We start from the raw sequence: 16887 nt of genomic DNA, 5'->3' as shown, positions 1-16887 counted from the left end.
GGGGCGGTCAGCGGGTGGTGCCGCCCGAGCCGCCGCGACCGCTGAGCCGCGAGCGCAGCCCCTCGATCTTGGAGCGGTTCTTCGGGTCGCGGGCGTACTCCTGCGCCTTGCGGCTCGCGGTGCTGATGGCGCGCTGGCCCTTCGGGCTGCGGGCGAAGCGGGTGAGCTTGTCGAGGATGCCGGCCATCTCCCCATGATCGGGCGGGGCCGCCGCGCTCGCACGCCGACGGCTGGGCGGCCCCCCTCGGCGCCCTGCCCGCGGCGGCGGTCAGACTGTGCGTCGTGCAGCGGTGGTCAGGCCTCGAGGAGGTCCCGGCGGGCTTCGGCCCGTCCGTGGTGGCGCTCGGCAACTTCGACGGCGTGCACCGCGGGCACGCGAGCGTGCTGCGGGCCGTCGTGGCCCGCGCCCGCGCGCGCGGCGCCCAGGCCGTGGCCGTGACCTTCGACCCGCACCCGCTCGCCGTGCTGCGCCCGCAGGCCGCCCCGCCGCTGCTGACCACGCTGCGGCGCAAGCTGGAGCTGCTGGAGCAGACCGGGCTCGACGCCGTCCTCGTGCTGCCGTTCACCCCCGAGCTGGCGTCGTGGTCGGCGGAGCGCTTCGTGGCGGACGTCCTGGTGGGGGCGCTGGGCGCGGACGTCGTCTGCGCCGGCCGCGACGCGAGGTTCGGGCAGGGGGGCGCGGGCTCGCTCGAGCTCCTGCGGGAGCTGGGCGGGCAGCACGCGTTCGAGACCGTCGCCCTGGAGGACGTCCACGGGGAGCACGGCGCCCGCCACGGCGCCCAGGACGACGACGGCGAGCGCCGCTGGAGCTCGTCCTGGGTGCGCGAGCTGCTCGCCGAGGGCGACGTCGCGGGTGCGGCGGAGCAGCTGGGGCGGCCCCACCGCGTGGAGGGCGTCGTCGTGCACGGCGACCACCGCGGCCGCGAGCTGGGCTACCCCACGGCGAACCTCGGCCAGGTCGAGGTGGTCATCCCCGCCGACGGCGTCTACGCCGGGTGGCTGGTGCGCCTCGACCTCGCGGGCCTGTCCGACGCCGAGGCCGAGGCCCGGGGCGGGCGCACGCTGCCGGCGGCGGTCTCCATCGGCACCAACCCCACCTTCGACGGGCTGGAGCGCCGCCTGGAGGCGCACGCCCTCGTGGGCAGCCGGGCCTCCGCGGAGCTGGACCTGTACGGCGAGCGGGTGGGCGTCGACGTCGTGGAGATGCTGCGGCCCACGCTGCGCTTCGACTCGGTCGAGGCGCTCGTGGAGCAGATGGACGCCGACGTGGTCCGCTGCCGCGAGGTGCTCGCCGCCCACCCCGTGGAGTGCTGAGCGGCCTTCCACCCCGGCGGCTGACCGGGCGGTGTTCACGCGGCTGTAGCATGGACGTGCCGTCAGACCGGCCGCGGACCGAAGAGCCCGGGTGGACCAGCCCCGGAGCGCCGCGCAACGAAGACTCAGAGGAGTGCCGCCCCATGCCCCTGGACGCCGCCACCAAGCAGCGCATCATGACCGAGTACGCCACGGCCGAGGGCGACACCGGCTCCCCCGAGGTCCAGGTCGCGCTGCTGACGCAGCGCATCAAGGACCTCACCGAGCACTTCAAGGAGCACCCGCACGACCACCACAGCCGTCGTGGCCTGCTCCTGCTCGTCGGCCAGCGCCGTCGCCTGCTGCAGTACCTGACCAAGACGGACATCAACCGGTACCGCACGCTCATCGAGCGCCTCGGCATCCGCCGCTGACCCACCGCGACCCCCGGCTGGTGCCGGGGGTCGCTGCACTTCCCAGATCCCACCGGGTGGTGCGCGCGAGGCCCGGTCCTCGACAGTGGCCGCCGGAACCCCCGTCCAGCAGGGCGGGGGCGGACCGGCGGCTTCGATCGATGGCCGGTCAGCGCCCGCTCGCACCCGAGTGGTCCACCGCCATCGAGAGAAAGAGAGGGAACCCGTGGAGGGTCCCGAGATCTCCGCCAGCACCGCCGTCCTCGACAACGGCTCGTTCGGCTCCCGCACCGTCCGCTTCGAGACCGGCCGCCTCGCCAAGCAGGCCGCCGGCTCCGTCGCCGCCTACCTGGACGGCGAGACGATGCTGCTGAGCGCCACCACGGCCGGCAAGCACCCGCGCGACGGCTTCGACTTCTTCCCGCTCACCGTCGACGTCGAGGAGCGGATGTACGCCGCGGGCAAGATCCCCGGCTCGTTCTTCCGCCGCGAGGGCCGTCCCGGCACCGACGCGATCCTCACCTGCCGCCTCATCGACCGCCCGCTGCGCCCCTCCTTCGTGAGCGGCCTGCGCAACGAGGTCCAGGTCGTCATCTCGGTGCTCGCGCTGCACCCGGACGACCCGTACGACGTGCTGGCCATCAACGCCGCCTCGGCGTCCACCCAGCTGAGCGGCCTGCCGTTCTCCGGCCCGATCGGCGGCGTCCGCGTCGCCCTCATCGACGGCCAGTGGGTCGCCTTCCCGCGCCACTCCGAGATCGAGCGCGCCGTCTTCGACATGGTCGTGGCCGGCCGCGTCGTCGGTGACGACGTCGCGATCATGATGGTCGAGGCCGAGGCCACCGAGACCTCCTGGGACGCCATCAAGGGCGGCGCCCCGGCGCCGACCGAGGAGGTCGTCGCGCAGGGCCTCGAGGCCGCCAAGCCCTTCATCGCCGAGCTGTGCCGCGCCCAGGCCGAGCTGGCCGCCGCCGCGCAGAAGCCGGCCGTGGAGTTCCCCCGCTTCCTGGACTACCAGGACGACGTGCTCGAGGCCGTCAGGGCCGCTGGCACCACCGACCTGACCGCTGCGCTGTCGATCGCCGACAAGCAGGAGCGCGAGGCCGCCACCGACGCCGTCAAGGCGAAGGTCCAGGAGGCCCTCGCCGGCCGGTTCGAGGGGCGTGAGAAGGAGGTCTCGGCCGCCTTCCGCTCGCTGAACAAGTCGCTCGTGCGCCAGTCGATCCTGCGCGACGGCACCCGCATCGACGGCCGCGGCCTGCGCGACATCCGCCAGCTCTCGGCCGAGGTCGACGTGCTGCCCCGCGTGCACGGCTCGGCGCTGTTCGAGCGCGGCGAGACCCAGATCCTGGGCGTCACCACGCTGAACATGCTCCGCATGGAGCAGCAGCTCGACACCCTCTCGCCGGTGACGCGCAAGCGCTACATGCACAACTACAACTTCCCGCCGTTCTCCACCGGCGAGACCGGCCGCGTCGGCTCCCCGAAGCGCCGCGAGATCGGCCACGGCGCCCTGGCGGAGCGGGCCCTCGTGCCGGTGCTGCCGAGCCGCGAGGAGTTCCCCTACGCGATCCGCCAGGTCTCCGAGGCGCTGGGCTCCAACGGCTCCACCTCGATGGGCTCGGTCTGCGCGTCCACCATGTCGCTGCTGAACGCGGGTGTGCCGCTGCGCGCGCCCGTCGCCGGCATCGCCATGGGCCTCGTCTCCGCCGAGGTGGACGGTGAGACCCGCTACGCGGCCCTCACCGACATCCTGGGCGCCGAGGACGCGTTCGGTGACATGGACTTCAAGGTGGCCGGCACCTCCGAGTTCGTCACCGCCATCCAGCTCGACACCAAGCTCGACGGCATCCCCGCCTCGGTGCTGGCGTCCGCGCTGACCCAGGCCCGCGAGGCCCGCCTGCACATCCTGTCGGTGATGGCCGAGGCCATCGACAGCCCCGACGAGATGGCGGACACCGCCCCGCGCGTGATCTCGGTGAAGGTCCCGGTCGACAAGATCGGCGAGGTCATCGGCCCCAAGGGCAAGATGATCAACCAGATCCAGGACGACACCGGCGCCGACATCTCCATCGAGGACGACGGCACCGTGTACATCGGCGCCGTCGACGGCCCGTCGGCGGAGGCCGCGCGCAGCGCGATCAACGCCATCGCCAACCCGCAGATGCCCGAGGTGGGGGAGCGCTACGTCGGCACCGTCGTCAAGACGACCGCGTTCGGCGCCTTCGTCTCGCTGACGCCGGGCAAGGACGGCCTGCTGCACATCTCCAAGATGCGCGCGCTGGCCGGCGGCAAGCGCGTGGAGTCCGTCGACGACGTGGTCTCCGTGGGCCAGAAGATCCAGGTGGAGATCACCGAGATCGACCCGCGCGGCAAGCTCAGCCTGTCCCCGGTCACCGAGGACTCCGCGGACAGCTCCGCAGCCTCTGCCGATGCGGCCCCGGCCGCGGCGATCTGAGGGACTGACCCGCTGACATGACGGCTGTCCCCCTGCCCCTGGAGCAGGAGGGCACCCTGACCCTCTCCGGCCAGGACGCCGGCGCCACCGTGCGCCGCAGCGTCCTGGCCGGAGGCGTCCGGGTGCTCACCGAGTCGGTGCCCGGCCTGCGCTCGGCGACCCTGGGCGCCTGGGTGGGCGTCGGGTCGCGCGACGAGGCGGACGGCCACCACGGCTCCACGCACTTCCTCGAGCACCTGCTGTTCAAGGGCACGCGCAACCGCTCCGCGCTCGACATCGCCTCGGCCTTCGACGCCGTGGGCGGGGAGTCGAACGCCGCCACCGGCAAGGAGCACACCACCTACTACGCGCGCGTGCTCGACACCGACCTGCCGCTGGCGGTCGACGTCATCGCCGACATGGTCACCTCCGCCACCCTCGACCCCGACGACCTCGAGGGGGAGCGCCAGGTGATCCTCGAGGAGCTGGCGATGAACGACGACGACCCCGTCGACGTCGCCCACGAGCGCTTCACCGAGCAGGTCTTCGGCGAGGGCACCCCGCTGGGCCGCCCCATCGGGGGCACCGCGCAGACGATCCTCGACGTCCCGCGCGACGCCGTGTGGGAGCACTACCAGCAGCACTACACCGCACCCGGACTGGTGGTCACCGCCGCCGGCGGGCTCGACCACGACGCCCTGTGCGCGGCGGTGTCCGCCGCGCTGGCGGGAGCGGGCTGGCCGCAGGACGCCAGGACGCCGCTGGCGCGGCGCTCCTCCGGCGGGCGCGGGGACCGCGGCATCGCCGACGGGCTGCCCGGCGGCTCGGTGCTCACCGTGGACCGGCCGACCGAGCAGGCCAACGTGGTGCTCGGCGGTGCCGGGCTGCGCGCGGGCGACCCGCGCCGGCACGTCCTCGCCGTGCTCAACGCGGTCCTCGGCGGCGGCATGAGCAGCCGCCTCTTCCAGGAGGTCCGCGAGCGCCGCGGACTCGCCTACTCCGTCTACTCCTTCTCCTCCGGGTACGCCGACGCCGGGCTCTTCGGGCTCTACGCGGGCTGCACGCCGTCGCGGGTGCCGCAGGTGGTGGAGCTGCTGGCGCACGAGTGGGAGCAGCTGGCCACCGGCGGCCTGCGCGACGGCGAGCTGGAGCGCGCCGTCGGGCAGGTCAGCGGCGGCACCGTGCTGGCCTTGGAGGACTCCGGCTCGCGGATGTCGCGCCTGGGCAAGGCCGAGCTGGTGCACGGGGAGTACCTGTCCCTCGACGACGCCCTCGCGCGGGCCGCGTCGGTGACCGCTGACGACGTGCAGCAGCTCGCCGCGGAGCTGTGGGCAGCGCCGCACCACCTCACGGTGGTCGGGCCGTTCGACGCCGACCCCGTGGCGGTGGCCCCGTGACCCGCGTGCTGGTGGTCGGCGCCGGCGGGAAGATGGGCCGGATGGCGTGCGAGGCCGTGGAGTCGTCGGACGACCTCGAGCTCGTGGCCCGCGCCCACCGCGACGACGACCCCGCGGCGCTCGCCCGGGAGTCCGGCGCGCAGGTGGCGGTGGACCTGTCCGTGCCGTCCGCCTCGCCGGGCGTCGTCGAGGCCCTCGTGGCCGCCGGCGTGCACGTGGTGGTCGGCACCAGCGGCTGGGACGAGGCTGCGCTGGGCCGCCTGCGCGGGCAGCTGGACGACGCGCCGGAGGGGACCGGCGTCGTCGTCGTCCCCAACTTCGCGATCGGCGCGGTGCTCATGGTGCGCTTCGCGCAGCAGGCCGCCCGGTGGTTCACCTCGGTGGAGGTCCTCGAGGCCCACCACCCCGCCAAGGTCGACGCCCCCAGCGGCACCGCGGTGCGCACGGCGGAGCTCGTGGCCGCCGCGCGGCGGGAGGCGGGGACGGGCCGGGCGCCCGACGCCACGAGCTCGGCGCTCGACGGGGCGCGCGGCGCCGACGTGGACGGCGTGCCCGTGCACAGCCTGCGCATGGCCGGCGTCATGGCGGCGCAGGAGGTCTGGCTCGGCAACCACGGGGAGGTGCTCACGCTGCGCCACGAGGCGAGCGACCGCGCCGCCTACGCGCCCGGGCTGCTGCTCGCGGTGCGCGAGGTGGGTTCCCGGCCCGGGCTGACCGTGGGCCTCGAGCACCTGCTGGGCGTCTGAGGTGAGGACCAAGGTCGTCGTCGGCCTGCTGCTGGCGATGCTGCTGCTCTACCTCGTGCTGCTGGGGCAGCGCGGGGTGGTGCTCATCGCCGACGGCACGCCCGCCGGCGCGCTGCTCGGGGTGGGGGTGCTCATCCTGCCGGTGGTGGTGGTGTGGGCCATCGCCCGCGAGCTGGCGTTCGGGGTGCGCACCGAGAAGATGGCCCGCCAGCTCGAGCGCGAGGGGCGGCTGCCCCCGGACGACCTGCCGCGCAACGAGGCGGGCCGCATCGACAGGTCCGCCGCTGACGCCGCGTTCGAGCGCTACCGCGCCGAGACCGAGGCCGCCCCCGACGACTTCGGCTCGTGGTTCCGGCTGGCCTGCGCCTACGACGTCGCCGGGGACCGCAAGCGCGCCCGCGCGGCGATGCGCCGGGCGGGCGCGCTGCACCGGGCCTCCACGAGCTCTGCGAGCTCGTGAGACCCGTCCCTGCGAGCGGGGCGCGCGGCGGACGCCGGGCCGGTCCCCTCCTCCGGCCCGACGTCCTCGGTCCGCGCGTCCCGCTCGCGCGGGGTCAGCGGGCCAGCGGCACCGCGATGTCGGTCACACCGGCGGGCAGGTCGCCGACCTTGGAGGCCGAGCCGTTGACGAGGTTGATCTCGTACAGGCCCTGCTTGCCGCCCACCGTGAGCGAGGCCCACGCCTTGGCGCCGACGGCCTTGCCGTCGCGCAGCTCCGAGAGGACGTCGAAGCCGGCGTCGCCCTGCGCGTCCACGCCGAGGCCGCCCACGGGCACCAGCGAGCCGGAGTTGGCCGGGGACTGCAGGAGCAGCTGGTCGCTGGCGGTGGAGATGTCGTAGAGCACGGTGCCCGTGCTGTCGTTCAGGTCGTTGTTCGTGTACGCCGCACCGGTCACGCCGTTCGTGCGGTCGACGGGCGGGGTGGCCGCGGGGGAGTTGAGCGCCTTGTCGGCCACGGTCGCCGCGCCCGGGGTGGCGAACGGGTGGCGCAGGTTCTGGCCGGTGTCGCTGATGATGCGCAGCGCGTTGGCAGCGGGGTTGAAGTCCACGCCGAAGGCCGTGCCCTCGAGGGCGACGGTCAGCTGGGCGACCTTGGTGGCGGCGCCGCTGCCGGCGTCGAGGGTGTAGACGCCGCCCTTGTCGCCGACGCCGTAGAGCTTGCCGTCCTGCACGCGGTGGTCGATGCCGACGAGCTTGCCGTCGCCCTGCAGGCCGGTGACCTTCTTGGCCTCACCGCCCTGCACGCCCTTGCGCACCGTCAGCTGCACCAGCGAGGTGCCCTCGGAGGCGAGGCCGACCACGGACTGGCCGCCCCCGTGGCCCTTGCTCTTGCCCTCGTGCGCCTGGGCGGCTCCGATGCCGACGGCGGACAGGACGAGGGCTCCGGCGGCGGCTGCGGCGGCGGTGCGGGTGAGTCCCACGGTGTTCTCCTCTGTGGTCGCGGCCCCTCCTGGAGCGGAGGGGTTCACCCGGTCCTACGAAGGCCGCTTCGCCCGCGTTCACCGCGATCTGTACTTTTCGCGAGTCGGTCGCGGGCGACGGGGCCGAGGGCCGGGGATCGGGGGACGGGTGGGGCGCAGCGCCTTCGACGTGCGCGCGGCGTACGCCGAGCACGGCGCGACGCTCGTGGCCTTCGCCACCAGCGCCCTGCGGGACCGCGCCCTGGCCGAGGACTGCGTCCAGGAGGTCTTCGTCCGCGCCTGGCGGGCCTCCGAGCGCCACGACCCCGACCGCGGGTCGGTGCGGACGTGGCTGTTCGCCATCGCCCGCAACGTGGTGGTCGACGCCGCCCGGGCCAGGGCGCGGCGGGCGCCGGTGGTCGCCGACGGGTCCGTGCCGGAGGCCGCCGACCCGCGCGACGCCCACGCGGCGGTGGTGGAGCGGATGCGGCTGGCGCAGGCGCTCGCGGCCCTCAGCCCCGAGCACCGGCAGGTGGTGGTGCAGGTGCACCTGAACGGGCGCGACTACTCGGACGTATCACTGGAGACGGGCGTGGCCGTGGCCACGCTGCGCACGAGGATGTTCTACGCGCTCAAGGCCCTGCGGGCCGAGCTCGAGGCCGACCGGAGAGCCGACCAGGAGGGGGTGGACGACCGTGGACGACGCTGACCGCGCCCTGCTCGCCGCTGCGGCGACCGGCCACCTCGACGACGACGAGCGCGCCCGCCTGGACGCGCTGCTGGCCCGAGACGGGGCCGCAGCGGACGAGCTGGCGGAGCTGCGGGCGGTGCTGGCCGAGCTGGAGCCGCTGCGCGACCCCGCCGCGGCGTGGCGGGAGGACCCGCCGCGGGTCCCGGAGCCTCCCGCGCCCGCTGCCCCGGTCGCCCTGCCAGCCCCGGTCGCCCTGCCAGCCCCGGCCGACCCGGCCGACCCGGTGGTCCAGCTGCCCCGGCAGCGCCGTCCGGCTCGGCGGACCGCCGCCCTGGCGCTGGCGGCCTGCCTGCTCCTCGCCGTCGGCGGGGTGGGCGGGGCTCTGGTGCGCGGTGCCCTGGACGGGCGCGGGCAGCCGGCCGTCGTCACGGGCCCCCCGGGCGCGCTCGGGGCGGTGGAGCGCGTCTCGACCCGCACCAGCGCCGGGGTGGGCGCGACCGCCGCGGTGACGGCCCACACGTGGGGCACGGAGACGTTCCTCGACCTCACGGGCCTGGAGCCCGGCCGCACCTACAGCGTGGTGGTCGTCGACGAGGCCGGGCGGGCCGTGGTGGCCGGGACGCTGATCGGCACCGCCGGTCCCGTGGACTGCACGATGAACGCGGCCGTGCTGCGCGCCGACGCCTCCCGGGTGCAGGTGCTCGACGCCGACGGCACGGCCGTCGTGGACGCCGACCTCCCGCCCGTCACCGCCTGACCCACCCCGCGATCACGGAGGGGTGGGGGAGCGGCGCAGGACCGCGGCGCGGGCGGCGCGCGTGGCGCGGGCGGCCACGGCCTCCAGCGGTCCGCGCACCCCCGCCTCGCGCACCGCGAGGCCGATGACCACCGCGGCGGCGGCGTGGAACAGCCAGGCCGCCTCCCCGCCGAGCACCTCGCCGGTCGGGCGGGAGGTCACCACGTGCAGCGAGTACAGCGTCAGCGTCATGGCGCCCGCTCCCGCCAGCGGCGCCAGCAGCCACGGCACGGCCCTCCCCACGAGCAGCGCGGCGCCCAGCACGGCGAGCGCGCTGCCGGTGGTGCCGGCGAGGTCGAACGGGGTGGCGGAGTGGGGGGTGTCGACCAGCAGCCAGGCCCACGTCGTCGTCGGCGTGGCGCCGGGCAGGAAGGTGTCCAGCGCCAGCGGCAGGTCGGTGACGCCCCACGACGGCGGTGCCTGGCCCTGGAGCGCCCGCTCGCCACCGGCGGCGCCCAGCGCCGCCGCCGACGCCAGCGGCGCCGCGACGGCCACCACCGCACCGGTGGCCAGCAGCCACCCCGCCACCGCCGCGCGCTGCAGCGGCAGCCGGCCCACGGCCATCCCCACCAGCAGGTAGCCGGTCCACGTCAGCACCGGGTAGACGCCCGTCACGAGCAGCCCCGCGAGCAGCTCCAGCGGGTGCAGCAGCGAGGCCGGGTCCGGGACGTCGTAGGTCGGCGCACCACCGGGGCCGGACACCAGCGGGCGCACCAGCCTGGCCACCACGGGGCCGACCAGCAGCCACAGCCCGCCCGCCACCGCCAGGGCGCGGACGCGCAGCCCCACGAACAGCGCACCGACGGCGAAGAGCAGGGCGTAGTAGACGAGGATCACGTAGATGTAGCCGGGCGCCAGGCCCACGAGCAGGCCGACGGCCCCGACCACCCCGGCCCGGGCCAGCACCCCGGCGCGCGCGGCCCGCAGCTCCAGGCCGCGCGGGGGGTCGGTGCGACCGGTGGCCAGCGCCAGGCCCACCCCCGCCAGCACCGCGAACAGCGCCGACGCGCGGCCGCTGAACACCTCGTACACCCAGCTGACGCCGCCGTCGGCGGTGGTGCGGGAGACCAGGTGCGTGCCCATCATCCCCAGCAGGGCCAGGCCGCGGGCCGCGTCGACGCCCACGAGGCGCGCACGCCGCGGAGCGGCCACGGCCGGTGACCCTGCGCGGGCGGGCGGACCGGCGTGGGTGCTCACCCCCTCTAGTCTGCCCGCCGTGGACACCGAGCCCCTGCCCGCGCCCGAGGGCCTGCCCCTCGGCCTGGAGACCCTCACCGGACGGACCTTCGACGCCGTGCTGTTCGACATGGACGGCACGCTGATCGACTCCGGTCCGGTGGTGGTGCGCTCCTGGTTCCGCTGGGCGCAGGAGGAGGGCGTCGACCCGGCGCTGCTCGCCGGCAAGCACGGCATCCCGTCGGCCCAGATCGTCGCCATGCTCCTGCCCGAGGAGCGGCGCGCCTCGGCCGTGCAGCGCATCGACGACATCGAGGTGGCCGACACCGACGGCATCGTCGTCCTGCCCGGCGCCCGCGAGGCGCTCGCGGCGCTGCCGGCCGGGCGGGTGGCCATCGCCACCTCCTGCACCCGCCCGCTGGCGACCGCGCGCATCGGGGCGACGGGGCTGCCGGCGCCCGCCGTCGTCGTGACGGCCACCGACGTCGAGCGCGGCAAGCCCGACCCGGCCCCCTACCTGCTCGCCGCGCAACGGCTCGGGGTGGACCCGGCGCGCTGCCTCGTGGTGGAGGACGCCCCCGCCGGCATCACCGCCGGGCGGGCCGCCGGCGCCGCGACGCTGGCGGTCGCCTCCACGCACCGCGTGGGGGACCTGCAGGCGGCCGCTGCGGACGCGATCGTGGTCGACCTGTCCGGCGTCCGCCTGGTGGGAGACGATCACGGCGTGCGGGTGCTGCCCGCCTGAGGCACCATGGAGCGCTCCCGCGGCGCCCACCACGGACGCCGCCCGAGCCCCCACGGAAGGTCATGACCGCCTCGCGCGATCGCTCCCCGAGGTCCCCCAAGGAGCCTCGAAGTCCCCGCCCCACCTCCCTGAGGGCGGGTGGTGAGCGGTGAGCGCCGTGCTGCTCCTGCTCGCCGGGCTCGTCGTGGTGCTCGTCATCACCGCCGGCACCGCCTACTTCGTGGCCCAGGAGTTCGGCTACATGTCGGTCGACAGGTCGCGGCTGCGCGCCCGGGCCGAGAAGGGCGACGCCGCGGCGACGCGGGCCCTCGACATCACCCGGCGCACCTCCTTCATGCTCTCCGGCGCGCAGCTGGGGATCACCGTGACCGGCCTCCTCGTCGGCTACACGGCCGAGCCGCTCATCGGGCAGGCGGTGTCCCAGCTGCTGGGCGTCGCCAGCGTCCCCTCCGGCGTCGGCCTGGCCATCGGCACCGTCGCGGGCCTGCTGCTCGCCACCTTCGTGCAGATGCTCCTGGGCGAGCTGTTCCCCAAGAACTACGCCATCGCCCGCCCCGAGCAGACCGCCACGGTGCTCGCGTCCTCCACCAGGGTCTACCTGGCGCTGTTCGGCTGGGTGATCACGGTCTTCGACGCCGCGTCCAACGCGCTGCTGCGCCTGCTGCGCATCGAGCCCGTCCACGACGTCGACTCCACCGCCACCGCGCGCGACCTCGACCACATCGTCAGCGCCTCCCGCGACAGCGGCGACCTGCCCGCGGAGCTGTCGGTGCTGCTGGACCGCATCCTCGACTTCCCCGAGCGCGACGCCGAGCACGCGATGATCCCGCGGCCCCGCACCGACGTCGTGCGCGCCACCACCGCGGTGGACGAGCTGCGCCAGCTCATGGCCACCGGCCACTCCCGCTACCCGGTGGTCGACGACGACGAGGGCGTCGTCGGCGTGGTGCACCTGACCGACCTGCTCGCCGCCGGCCCGGGCGTGCGCACCGCGGCCGACCTGGCGCGCCCGCCGCACCTCGTGGCCACCAGCACCCCGCTGCCCGTGGCGCTGCGCTCCATGGCGGCCACCCGCGCGCAGCTGGCCTGCGTCATCGACGAGCACGGCGGCCTGGCCGGGGTGCTGTCGGTGGAGGACATCGCCGAGGAGGTGGTCGGTGAGCTGACCGACGAGCACGACGACCCCGCCGACGTCCCCGCGCGCCCGCTGCGGGCAGCCGGCGACGTCTGGGAGGTCTCCGGCCAGGAGCCGCTCGACGAGGTGGAGCGGCTGCTCGGCCACGACTTCCCCGACCAGGACGCCGAGACCCTCGCCGGGCTCGTCATCCACGCCCACGGGACCCTGCCGGCCGTCGGCGACCGCGTGGAGGTCGAGCTGCCGCCCGACCCCGGCGCAGTGCTGGAGGACGAGCCCGACGCCCCCTGGGTGCTGCGGATGGAGGTGCTCGCGGTCGAGCGCCACGTGCCGAGCCTCGTGCGGGTCGAGCTGGCCGGGGGACCCGCCGGTGACCGCGCCGGCCAGCGCTCCGGCGGGCGCACCGAGGAGGTGCCCGCATGAGCTGGCTCGAGGTCACCAGCTGGACCGCCGTCATCATCGCGCTGTCGGCCTTCTTCGTGGCGGTCGAGTTCGCGATGCTCGCCTCCAAGCCGTACCGCCTGGAGGACGCCGCCCAGCGCTCCCGCTCGGCGCGCGCGGCGCTGCGGTCGTCCAACGAGCTCACCGTGGTGCTGGCCGGCTGCCAGCTGGGCATCACCGCCTGCACCCTGGCGCTCGGCGCCATCACCAAGCCCGCGGTGCACTACGCCATCACGCCGCTGCTGGAGTCCGCCGGGCTGCCGTACTGGGTGGCCGACGTGGTGGCGTTCGTCCTCGCGCTCGTCGTGGTGACGTTCCTGCACCTCGTGGTGGGGGAGATGGCGCCGAAGTCGTGGGCGATCGCCCACCCCGAGACCTCGGCGACGCTCCTGGCCCTGCCGATGCGGGCGTTCATGCTGGCCACCCGGCCGGCGCTGCTGCTCATGAACGAGATGGCCAACGCCCTGCTGCGCCGCATCGGCGTGGAGCCGGTCAACGAGAAGCAGGACAGCTCGAACTCCGACGACCTGCGCCAGCTGGTGGAGCACTCCGCCAGCGTGGGGGCGCTCGACGCCAGCCACCGGGCGCGGATCACCGGCGCGCTCGACCTGGAGCGGATGGTCCTGGCGGACCTCCTGCCCGAGCGGCCCACCCTCACCGCGGTGCCGGCCGACGCCCCGGCGCGACGGGTCCGCGAGGTCAGCCGCGACTCCCAGCACCTGCGCGTGCTGCTGCAGGACGACGACGGCGTCCCCCGCCGCGTGGTCCACGTCCGGGACACGCTGCTGCTCCCGGACGACGCACCCGTCACCGAGCGTGCGGCCGGCGTGCTGGAGATGGCGCCCGACACCCCGCTCGGCACGGCGCTGGCGGCGATGCGCCGCACCAGCAACCAGCTCGTGCTGGTGCGCGCGGAGGGCTCCGCAGCCCAGGGCGTGGTGACGGTGAGCGACATCATCGGCCGGCTCTTCCCCGAGACCGTGCGCATGGCGGAGCCGGCGCGGGCCGGCGGGTCGCCGTCGCCGTCGCGCCGGGCCCTCGGGACCGCTGCGGCCTCGCCCGCCCGCTGAGCCCCACCCCGCCTCCGTCGCACGTCCCGCAGAGGGTGCGGCAGGGGCGGGGTCAGTGCAGGGCGCCGCCGGGGACGCGCAGGTCGTCCGTGTGGTCGAGCGCGGCGCGGACCACGGCCGTCAGCGCCTGCGCCAGCTGCTCCAGCGGCAGGTGCGGCACCCCCGGCGGGTGGGGCAGCTCGCTCGCCCACGGCAGGTGGACGAAGCCGCCGCGGGCGCGCTCGTCGTCGTCCTCGGTCTCGAGGTGGTCCATCAGCGCGGCGAAGACGTGGTTGCAGACGAACCCGCCCGCGCTCGCCGAGAGCTGCACCGGGACGCCGGCCTCGGCGACGGCGCGGACCGCCGCCTTCACCGGCAGCGTCGCGAACCAGGCGGCGGGACCCCCGGGCACCGCGGGGACGTCCACGGGCTGGCGGCCAGCGGCGTCGGGGATGCGGGCGTCGTCGAGGTTGACCGCCACCCGCTCGACGCGCACGGCGTCGGTGCCGCCGGCCAGACCGGCGCAGACGACGACGGCGGGGCGCACCTCCCGGACGGCGGCGCGCAGCAGCTCGGCGCTGCGCCCGAACTCCACCGGCAGCAGCCGGGTGGTCACCGCGAGCTGGCGCGGAGGCGCTGCGGCGAGCAGTTCCGCCGCCCGCTGCGCCGCGGGCCAGGAGGGGTTGGCCTCGTCGCCGGCGAAGGGCTCGAAGCCCGTGAGCAGCACGCGGGTCGCGCAGACGTCCACCCCTCCATGCTCCACCGCCCGCGCTGGGTGGATCTGCGCCACTCCCGCACTGGCACGGGGTGGCCCTGCGCCAGTAGGTCTGGCACAGGGCCACCCCGTGCCATCGAGGAGGGGGCGACGGCGGAGCGGCGGCGGCGGGGTGTCGCCCGCGCGGTCTAGCCTTCCGCGGTGACCTCGGAGCAGCCCGCGCCCGCCGACCACCGGAGCGACGGGCCCGTCGACCGGCAGTACGAGGACCTCCTCGCGCACGTCATGGCCCACGGCGCGGCCAAGAGCGACAGGACGGGCACCGGCACGCGCAGCGTGTTCGGCGCCCAGCTGCGCTACGACCTGTCGGCGGGCTTCCCGCTGGTCACCACCAAGCGCGTGCACCTGCGCTCGATCGTGCTGGAGCTGCTGTGGTTCCTGCGCGGTGACGGCAACGCCCGCTGGCTGCAGGAGCGCGGGGTCACCATCTGGGACGAGTGGGCGGCCCCCGACGGGGACCTCGGTCCGGTCTACGGGGTGCAGTGGCGCTCCTGGCCCACCCCCGACGGCGGCACCGTGGACCAGCTGGCGCAGGTGCTCGACACCCTCCGGCGCGACCCCGACTCCCGCCGCATGCTCGTCTCGGCGTGGAACGTGGCCGAGCTGCACAAGATGGCGCTGGCGCCGTGCCACGCCCTGTTCCAGTTCTACGTGGCCGACGGCAGGCTCTCCTGCCAGCTGTACCAGCGCAGCGCCGACCTCTTCCTGGGCGTGCCGTTCAACATCGCCAGCTACGCCCTGCTCACGCACATGGTCGCCGCCGAGGTGGGCCTGGGCGTCGGTGACTTCATCTGGACCGGCGGCGACTGCCACGTCTACGACAACCACGTCGACCAGGTCCGCGAGCAGCTCTCCCGCGACCCGTTCCCCTTCCCTCAGCTGCACCTGCGTCCCGCGCCGCTGTTCGAGCACGCCTACGAGGACGTCGAGGTGGTCGGCTACACCCACCACCCCGCGATCAAGGCGCCGGTGGCGGTGTGACCGGCCCGGCCAGCAGGGTCGGCGCCGTCTGGGCGCAGGACCGCACCGGCGTCATCGGCGCCGACGGCGCCGTCCCGTGGGACGTCCCCGAGGACATGAGGCACTTCAGCCGCACCACGCGCGGCCACGGCGTGGTCATGGGCCGCGCCACCTGGGACTCCCTGCCCGAGCGCTGGCGCCCGCTGCCGGGCCGGCGCTGCGTGGTGCTGACCCGCGACCCCGCCTGGTCCGCGCCGGGCGCCGTCACCGCCACCACCCTGGGCGGGGCCCTGGACGCCGCGAAGCAGCCGGGGGAGGGTTCCGACGGCGAGGTGTGGGTCATCGGTGGCGCGCAGGTGTACGCCCTCGCGCTGGCCGAGGGCCGCCTCGACGTGCTCGCGGTGACCGAGGTCGACGTGGAGGTCCCGGGGGAGCGCGAGCAGCTGGCGCTCGCCCCCGCGGTCGACCCGGCCACCTGGGTGCCGTCGCGCCACGAGCCGGACGGCGGCGGGTGGGCCACCGCGGAGAACGGCACCCGGTACCGCATCACCTGGTACGAGCGGAGCTGACGGCCCGGTGGGCCTGCGCAGCCGGCCGGAGTCCCTGGCCGTGGCCTCGCTGCTCGCCGCGACCGGAGGCTTCCTCGACGCCTACACCTACCTCGCCCGTGGCGGGGTGCTCGCCGCGGCGCAGACGGGCAACGTCGTGCTGCTGGCCGTCGCCGCTGCCGGTGGCGACGTGGTCCGCGCCCTCGGCCACGTGCCCAGCCTCCTGGCCTTCCTCGCCGGGGTGCTCCTCACCGAGGTGGTCGGCGGCCCGCGCTGGCGGCGCCTGCTGCGCCGACCCGTGCGGGCGGTCCTGCTGCTGCAGGTGGCGGTGCTGGTCGCGGTGGGGTTCGTCCCCGGTGCGCCCGCGGGCACCACCGCCACGTCCGTCGCCTCGGCCGGCGTGGCCTTCGCCGCCGCCATGCAGCTCAACGTCTTCAGGTCGGTGCGGGGCCTGACCTACGCGACCACCTTCGCCTCGGGCAACCTGCGCAGCTTCGTGGAGAAGACCTACGCCGTGCTGCGGCGCCGCGGTGACCCCGACAGCACCGGCCGCCAGGCCCGCGACATCGCCGCGGTGCTGGCCTCCTTCGTGGTCGGGGCGTTCGCCGGGGCCCTGGCCACCGACGCGTGGGGGGTGCGCGCGGTCTGGCTGAGCACCGCGCTCCTGCTGGCCGTGCTGGTGCTCGTGGTGGTCGAGACGCGGCGGCTCGAGCGCGGCTGAGGGGGAGGGCGCCGCGAGCCCCGCCCCTGGCCGCTCGGGCGAGGACGTGCTTGTCTGGGAGCTTGTCCGGCACCCCCTCCAGCGCGCGGCCCGCGCGGCGGGGCGCGCTCGTGACCGGCTGCGCCGTCGCGGCGCTGCTGGTGGTGCTCGCCGCCGCCGCCGAG

At 75.6% G+C, this 16887-nt stretch carries 18 protein-coding genes; 14 read left to right on the top strand and 4 right to left on the bottom strand.

Annotated features, from left to right (window positions below):
- Window positions 1-7: 7 nt before the first annotated feature.
- Entirely contained in the window at window positions 8-187 is a 180-nt protein-coding gene (locus FHN55_RS16175) for a hypothetical protein (RefSeq protein WP_139713368.1), read from the bottom strand.
- 95 nt (window positions 188-282) lie between these two features.
- Between FHN55_RS16175 and FHN55_RS16170 the strand changes: the two genes are divergently transcribed.
- From FHN55_RS16170 to FHN55_RS16145, 6 genes are all read left to right on the top strand, one after another.
- On the top strand, window positions 283-1314 hold the full coding sequence (locus FHN55_RS16170) for a bifunctional riboflavin kinase/FAD synthetase (protein WP_139713367.1): 1032 nt from the start codon (window positions 283-285) through the stop codon (window positions 1312-1314).
- A gap of 143 nt (window positions 1315-1457) precedes the next feature.
- Window positions 1458-1727, top strand: a complete 270-nt coding sequence (rpsO, locus tag FHN55_RS16165; RefSeq protein ID WP_139713366.1) for a 30S ribosomal protein S15 — start codon at window positions 1458-1460, stop codon at window positions 1725-1727.
- A 205-nt stretch (window positions 1728-1932) separates the two neighbouring features.
- A complete protein-coding gene (locus FHN55_RS16160; RefSeq protein WP_139713365.1) occupies window positions 1933-4164 on the top strand; it encodes a polyribonucleotide nucleotidyltransferase in 2232 nt (743 codons plus the stop codon).
- 17 nt (window positions 4165-4181) lie between these two features.
- The gene (locus FHN55_RS16155; RefSeq protein WP_139713364.1) at window positions 4182-5540 is read left to right on the top strand and encodes a pitrilysin family protein; all 1359 of its coding nucleotides are present in this window, start codon (window positions 4182-4184) and stop codon (window positions 5538-5540) included.
- On the top strand, window positions 5537-6286 hold the full coding sequence (gene dapB / locus FHN55_RS16150; protein WP_218974738.1) for a 4-hydroxy-tetrahydrodipicolinate reductase: 750 nt from the start codon (window positions 5537-5539) through the stop codon (window positions 6284-6286). The genes FHN55_RS16155 and dapB overlap by 4 nt, the downstream gene beginning before the upstream one ends.
- Before the next feature lies 1 nt (window position 6287).
- On the top strand, window positions 6288-6746 hold the full coding sequence (locus FHN55_RS16145) for a hypothetical protein (protein ID WP_139713363.1): 459 nt from the start codon (window positions 6288-6290) through the stop codon (window positions 6744-6746).
- Between the two features lie 94 nt (window positions 6747-6840).
- Here FHN55_RS16145 and FHN55_RS16140 read toward each other — a convergent pair whose 3' ends face one another.
- Window positions 6841-7707, bottom strand: a complete 867-nt coding sequence (locus FHN55_RS16140) for a DUF4394 domain-containing protein (RefSeq protein ID WP_139713362.1) — start codon at window positions 7705-7707, stop codon at window positions 6841-6843.
- A 148-nt stretch (window positions 7708-7855) separates the two neighbouring features.
- On the opposite strand from FHN55_RS16140, the gene FHN55_RS16135 reads away from it, so the two are divergent.
- Together FHN55_RS16135 and FHN55_RS16130 are read left to right on the top strand one after the other, a co-directional pair.
- Window positions 7856-8395, top strand: coding sequence for an RNA polymerase sigma factor (locus FHN55_RS16135; RefSeq protein WP_180357892.1), 540 nt, complete (start codon window positions 7856-7858; stop codon window positions 8393-8395).
- Window positions 8382-9134, top strand: coding sequence for a hypothetical protein (locus tag FHN55_RS16130; RefSeq protein ID WP_139713360.1), 753 nt, complete (start codon window positions 8382-8384; stop codon window positions 9132-9134). Before FHN55_RS16135 ends, FHN55_RS16130 begins: the two co-directional genes overlap by 14 nt.
- Window positions 9135-9146: 12 nt before the next feature.
- Here FHN55_RS16130 and FHN55_RS16125 read toward each other — a convergent pair whose 3' ends face one another.
- Window positions 9147-10370 (bottom strand): heparan-alpha-glucosaminide N-acetyltransferase domain-containing protein, encoded by a 1224-nt coding sequence (locus tag FHN55_RS16125; RefSeq protein WP_180357891.1) that lies wholly within the window; start codon window positions 10368-10370, stop codon window positions 9147-9149.
- A 19-nt stretch (window positions 10371-10389) separates the two neighbouring features.
- Between FHN55_RS16125 and FHN55_RS16120 the strand changes: the two genes are divergently transcribed.
- From FHN55_RS16120 to FHN55_RS16110, 3 genes are all read left to right on the top strand, one after another.
- Window positions 10390-11094 (top strand): HAD-IA family hydrolase, encoded by a 705-nt coding sequence (locus tag FHN55_RS16120; protein ID WP_306821817.1) that lies wholly within the window; start codon window positions 10390-10392, stop codon window positions 11092-11094.
- A gap of 148 nt (window positions 11095-11242) precedes the next feature.
- Window positions 11243-12652, top strand: a complete 1410-nt coding sequence (locus FHN55_RS16115; protein WP_139713358.1) for a hemolysin family protein — start codon at window positions 11243-11245, stop codon at window positions 12650-12652.
- Window positions 12649-13740 carry a CNNM domain-containing protein gene (locus FHN55_RS16110; RefSeq protein ID WP_139713357.1) on the top strand — a complete coding sequence of 364 codons (1092 nt, stop codon included), beginning with the start codon at window positions 12649-12651 and terminating at the stop codon, window positions 13738-13740. The genes FHN55_RS16115 and FHN55_RS16110 overlap by 4 nt, the downstream gene beginning before the upstream one ends.
- Before the next feature lie 52 nt (window positions 13741-13792).
- Here the strand turns inward: FHN55_RS16110 and pcp are convergent, their stop codons facing one another.
- The gene (pcp, locus tag FHN55_RS16105) at window positions 13793-14467 is read right to left on the bottom strand and encodes a pyroglutamyl-peptidase I (RefSeq protein ID WP_139713356.1); all 675 of its coding nucleotides are present in this window, start codon (window positions 14465-14467) and stop codon (window positions 13793-13795) included.
- A gap of 252 nt (window positions 14468-14719) precedes the next feature.
- Here pcp and FHN55_RS16100 point away from each other — a divergent pair, with 252 nt between their 5' ends.
- From FHN55_RS16100 to FHN55_RS16090, 3 genes are read left to right on the top strand one after another with little or no spacing between them, the layout of a single operon-like run.
- Window positions 14720-15475 carry a thymidylate synthase gene (locus tag FHN55_RS16100; protein WP_139713427.1) on the top strand — a complete coding sequence of 252 codons (756 nt, stop codon included), beginning with the start codon at window positions 14720-14722 and terminating at the stop codon, window positions 15473-15475.
- Window positions 15472-16023 (top strand): dihydrofolate reductase, encoded by a 552-nt coding sequence (locus FHN55_RS16095; protein WP_139713355.1) that lies wholly within the window; start codon window positions 15472-15474, stop codon window positions 16021-16023. Before FHN55_RS16100 ends, FHN55_RS16095 begins: the two co-directional genes overlap by 4 nt.
- A gap of 7 nt (window positions 16024-16030) precedes the next feature.
- Window positions 16031-16723, top strand: coding sequence for a YoaK family protein (locus FHN55_RS16090; RefSeq protein ID WP_139713354.1), 693 nt, complete (start codon window positions 16031-16033; stop codon window positions 16721-16723).
- Window positions 16724-16887: the final 164 nt, after the last annotated feature.

This window comes from Streptomyces sp. NP160, from assembly GCF_006335115.1.
Classification (GTDB): Bacteria; Actinomycetota; Actinomycetes; order Actinomycetales; family Quadrisphaeraceae; genus Quadrisphaera.
Note: the sequence above shows the minus strand (reverse complement) of the source record. Positions and strands in the feature narration are given on the sequence as shown.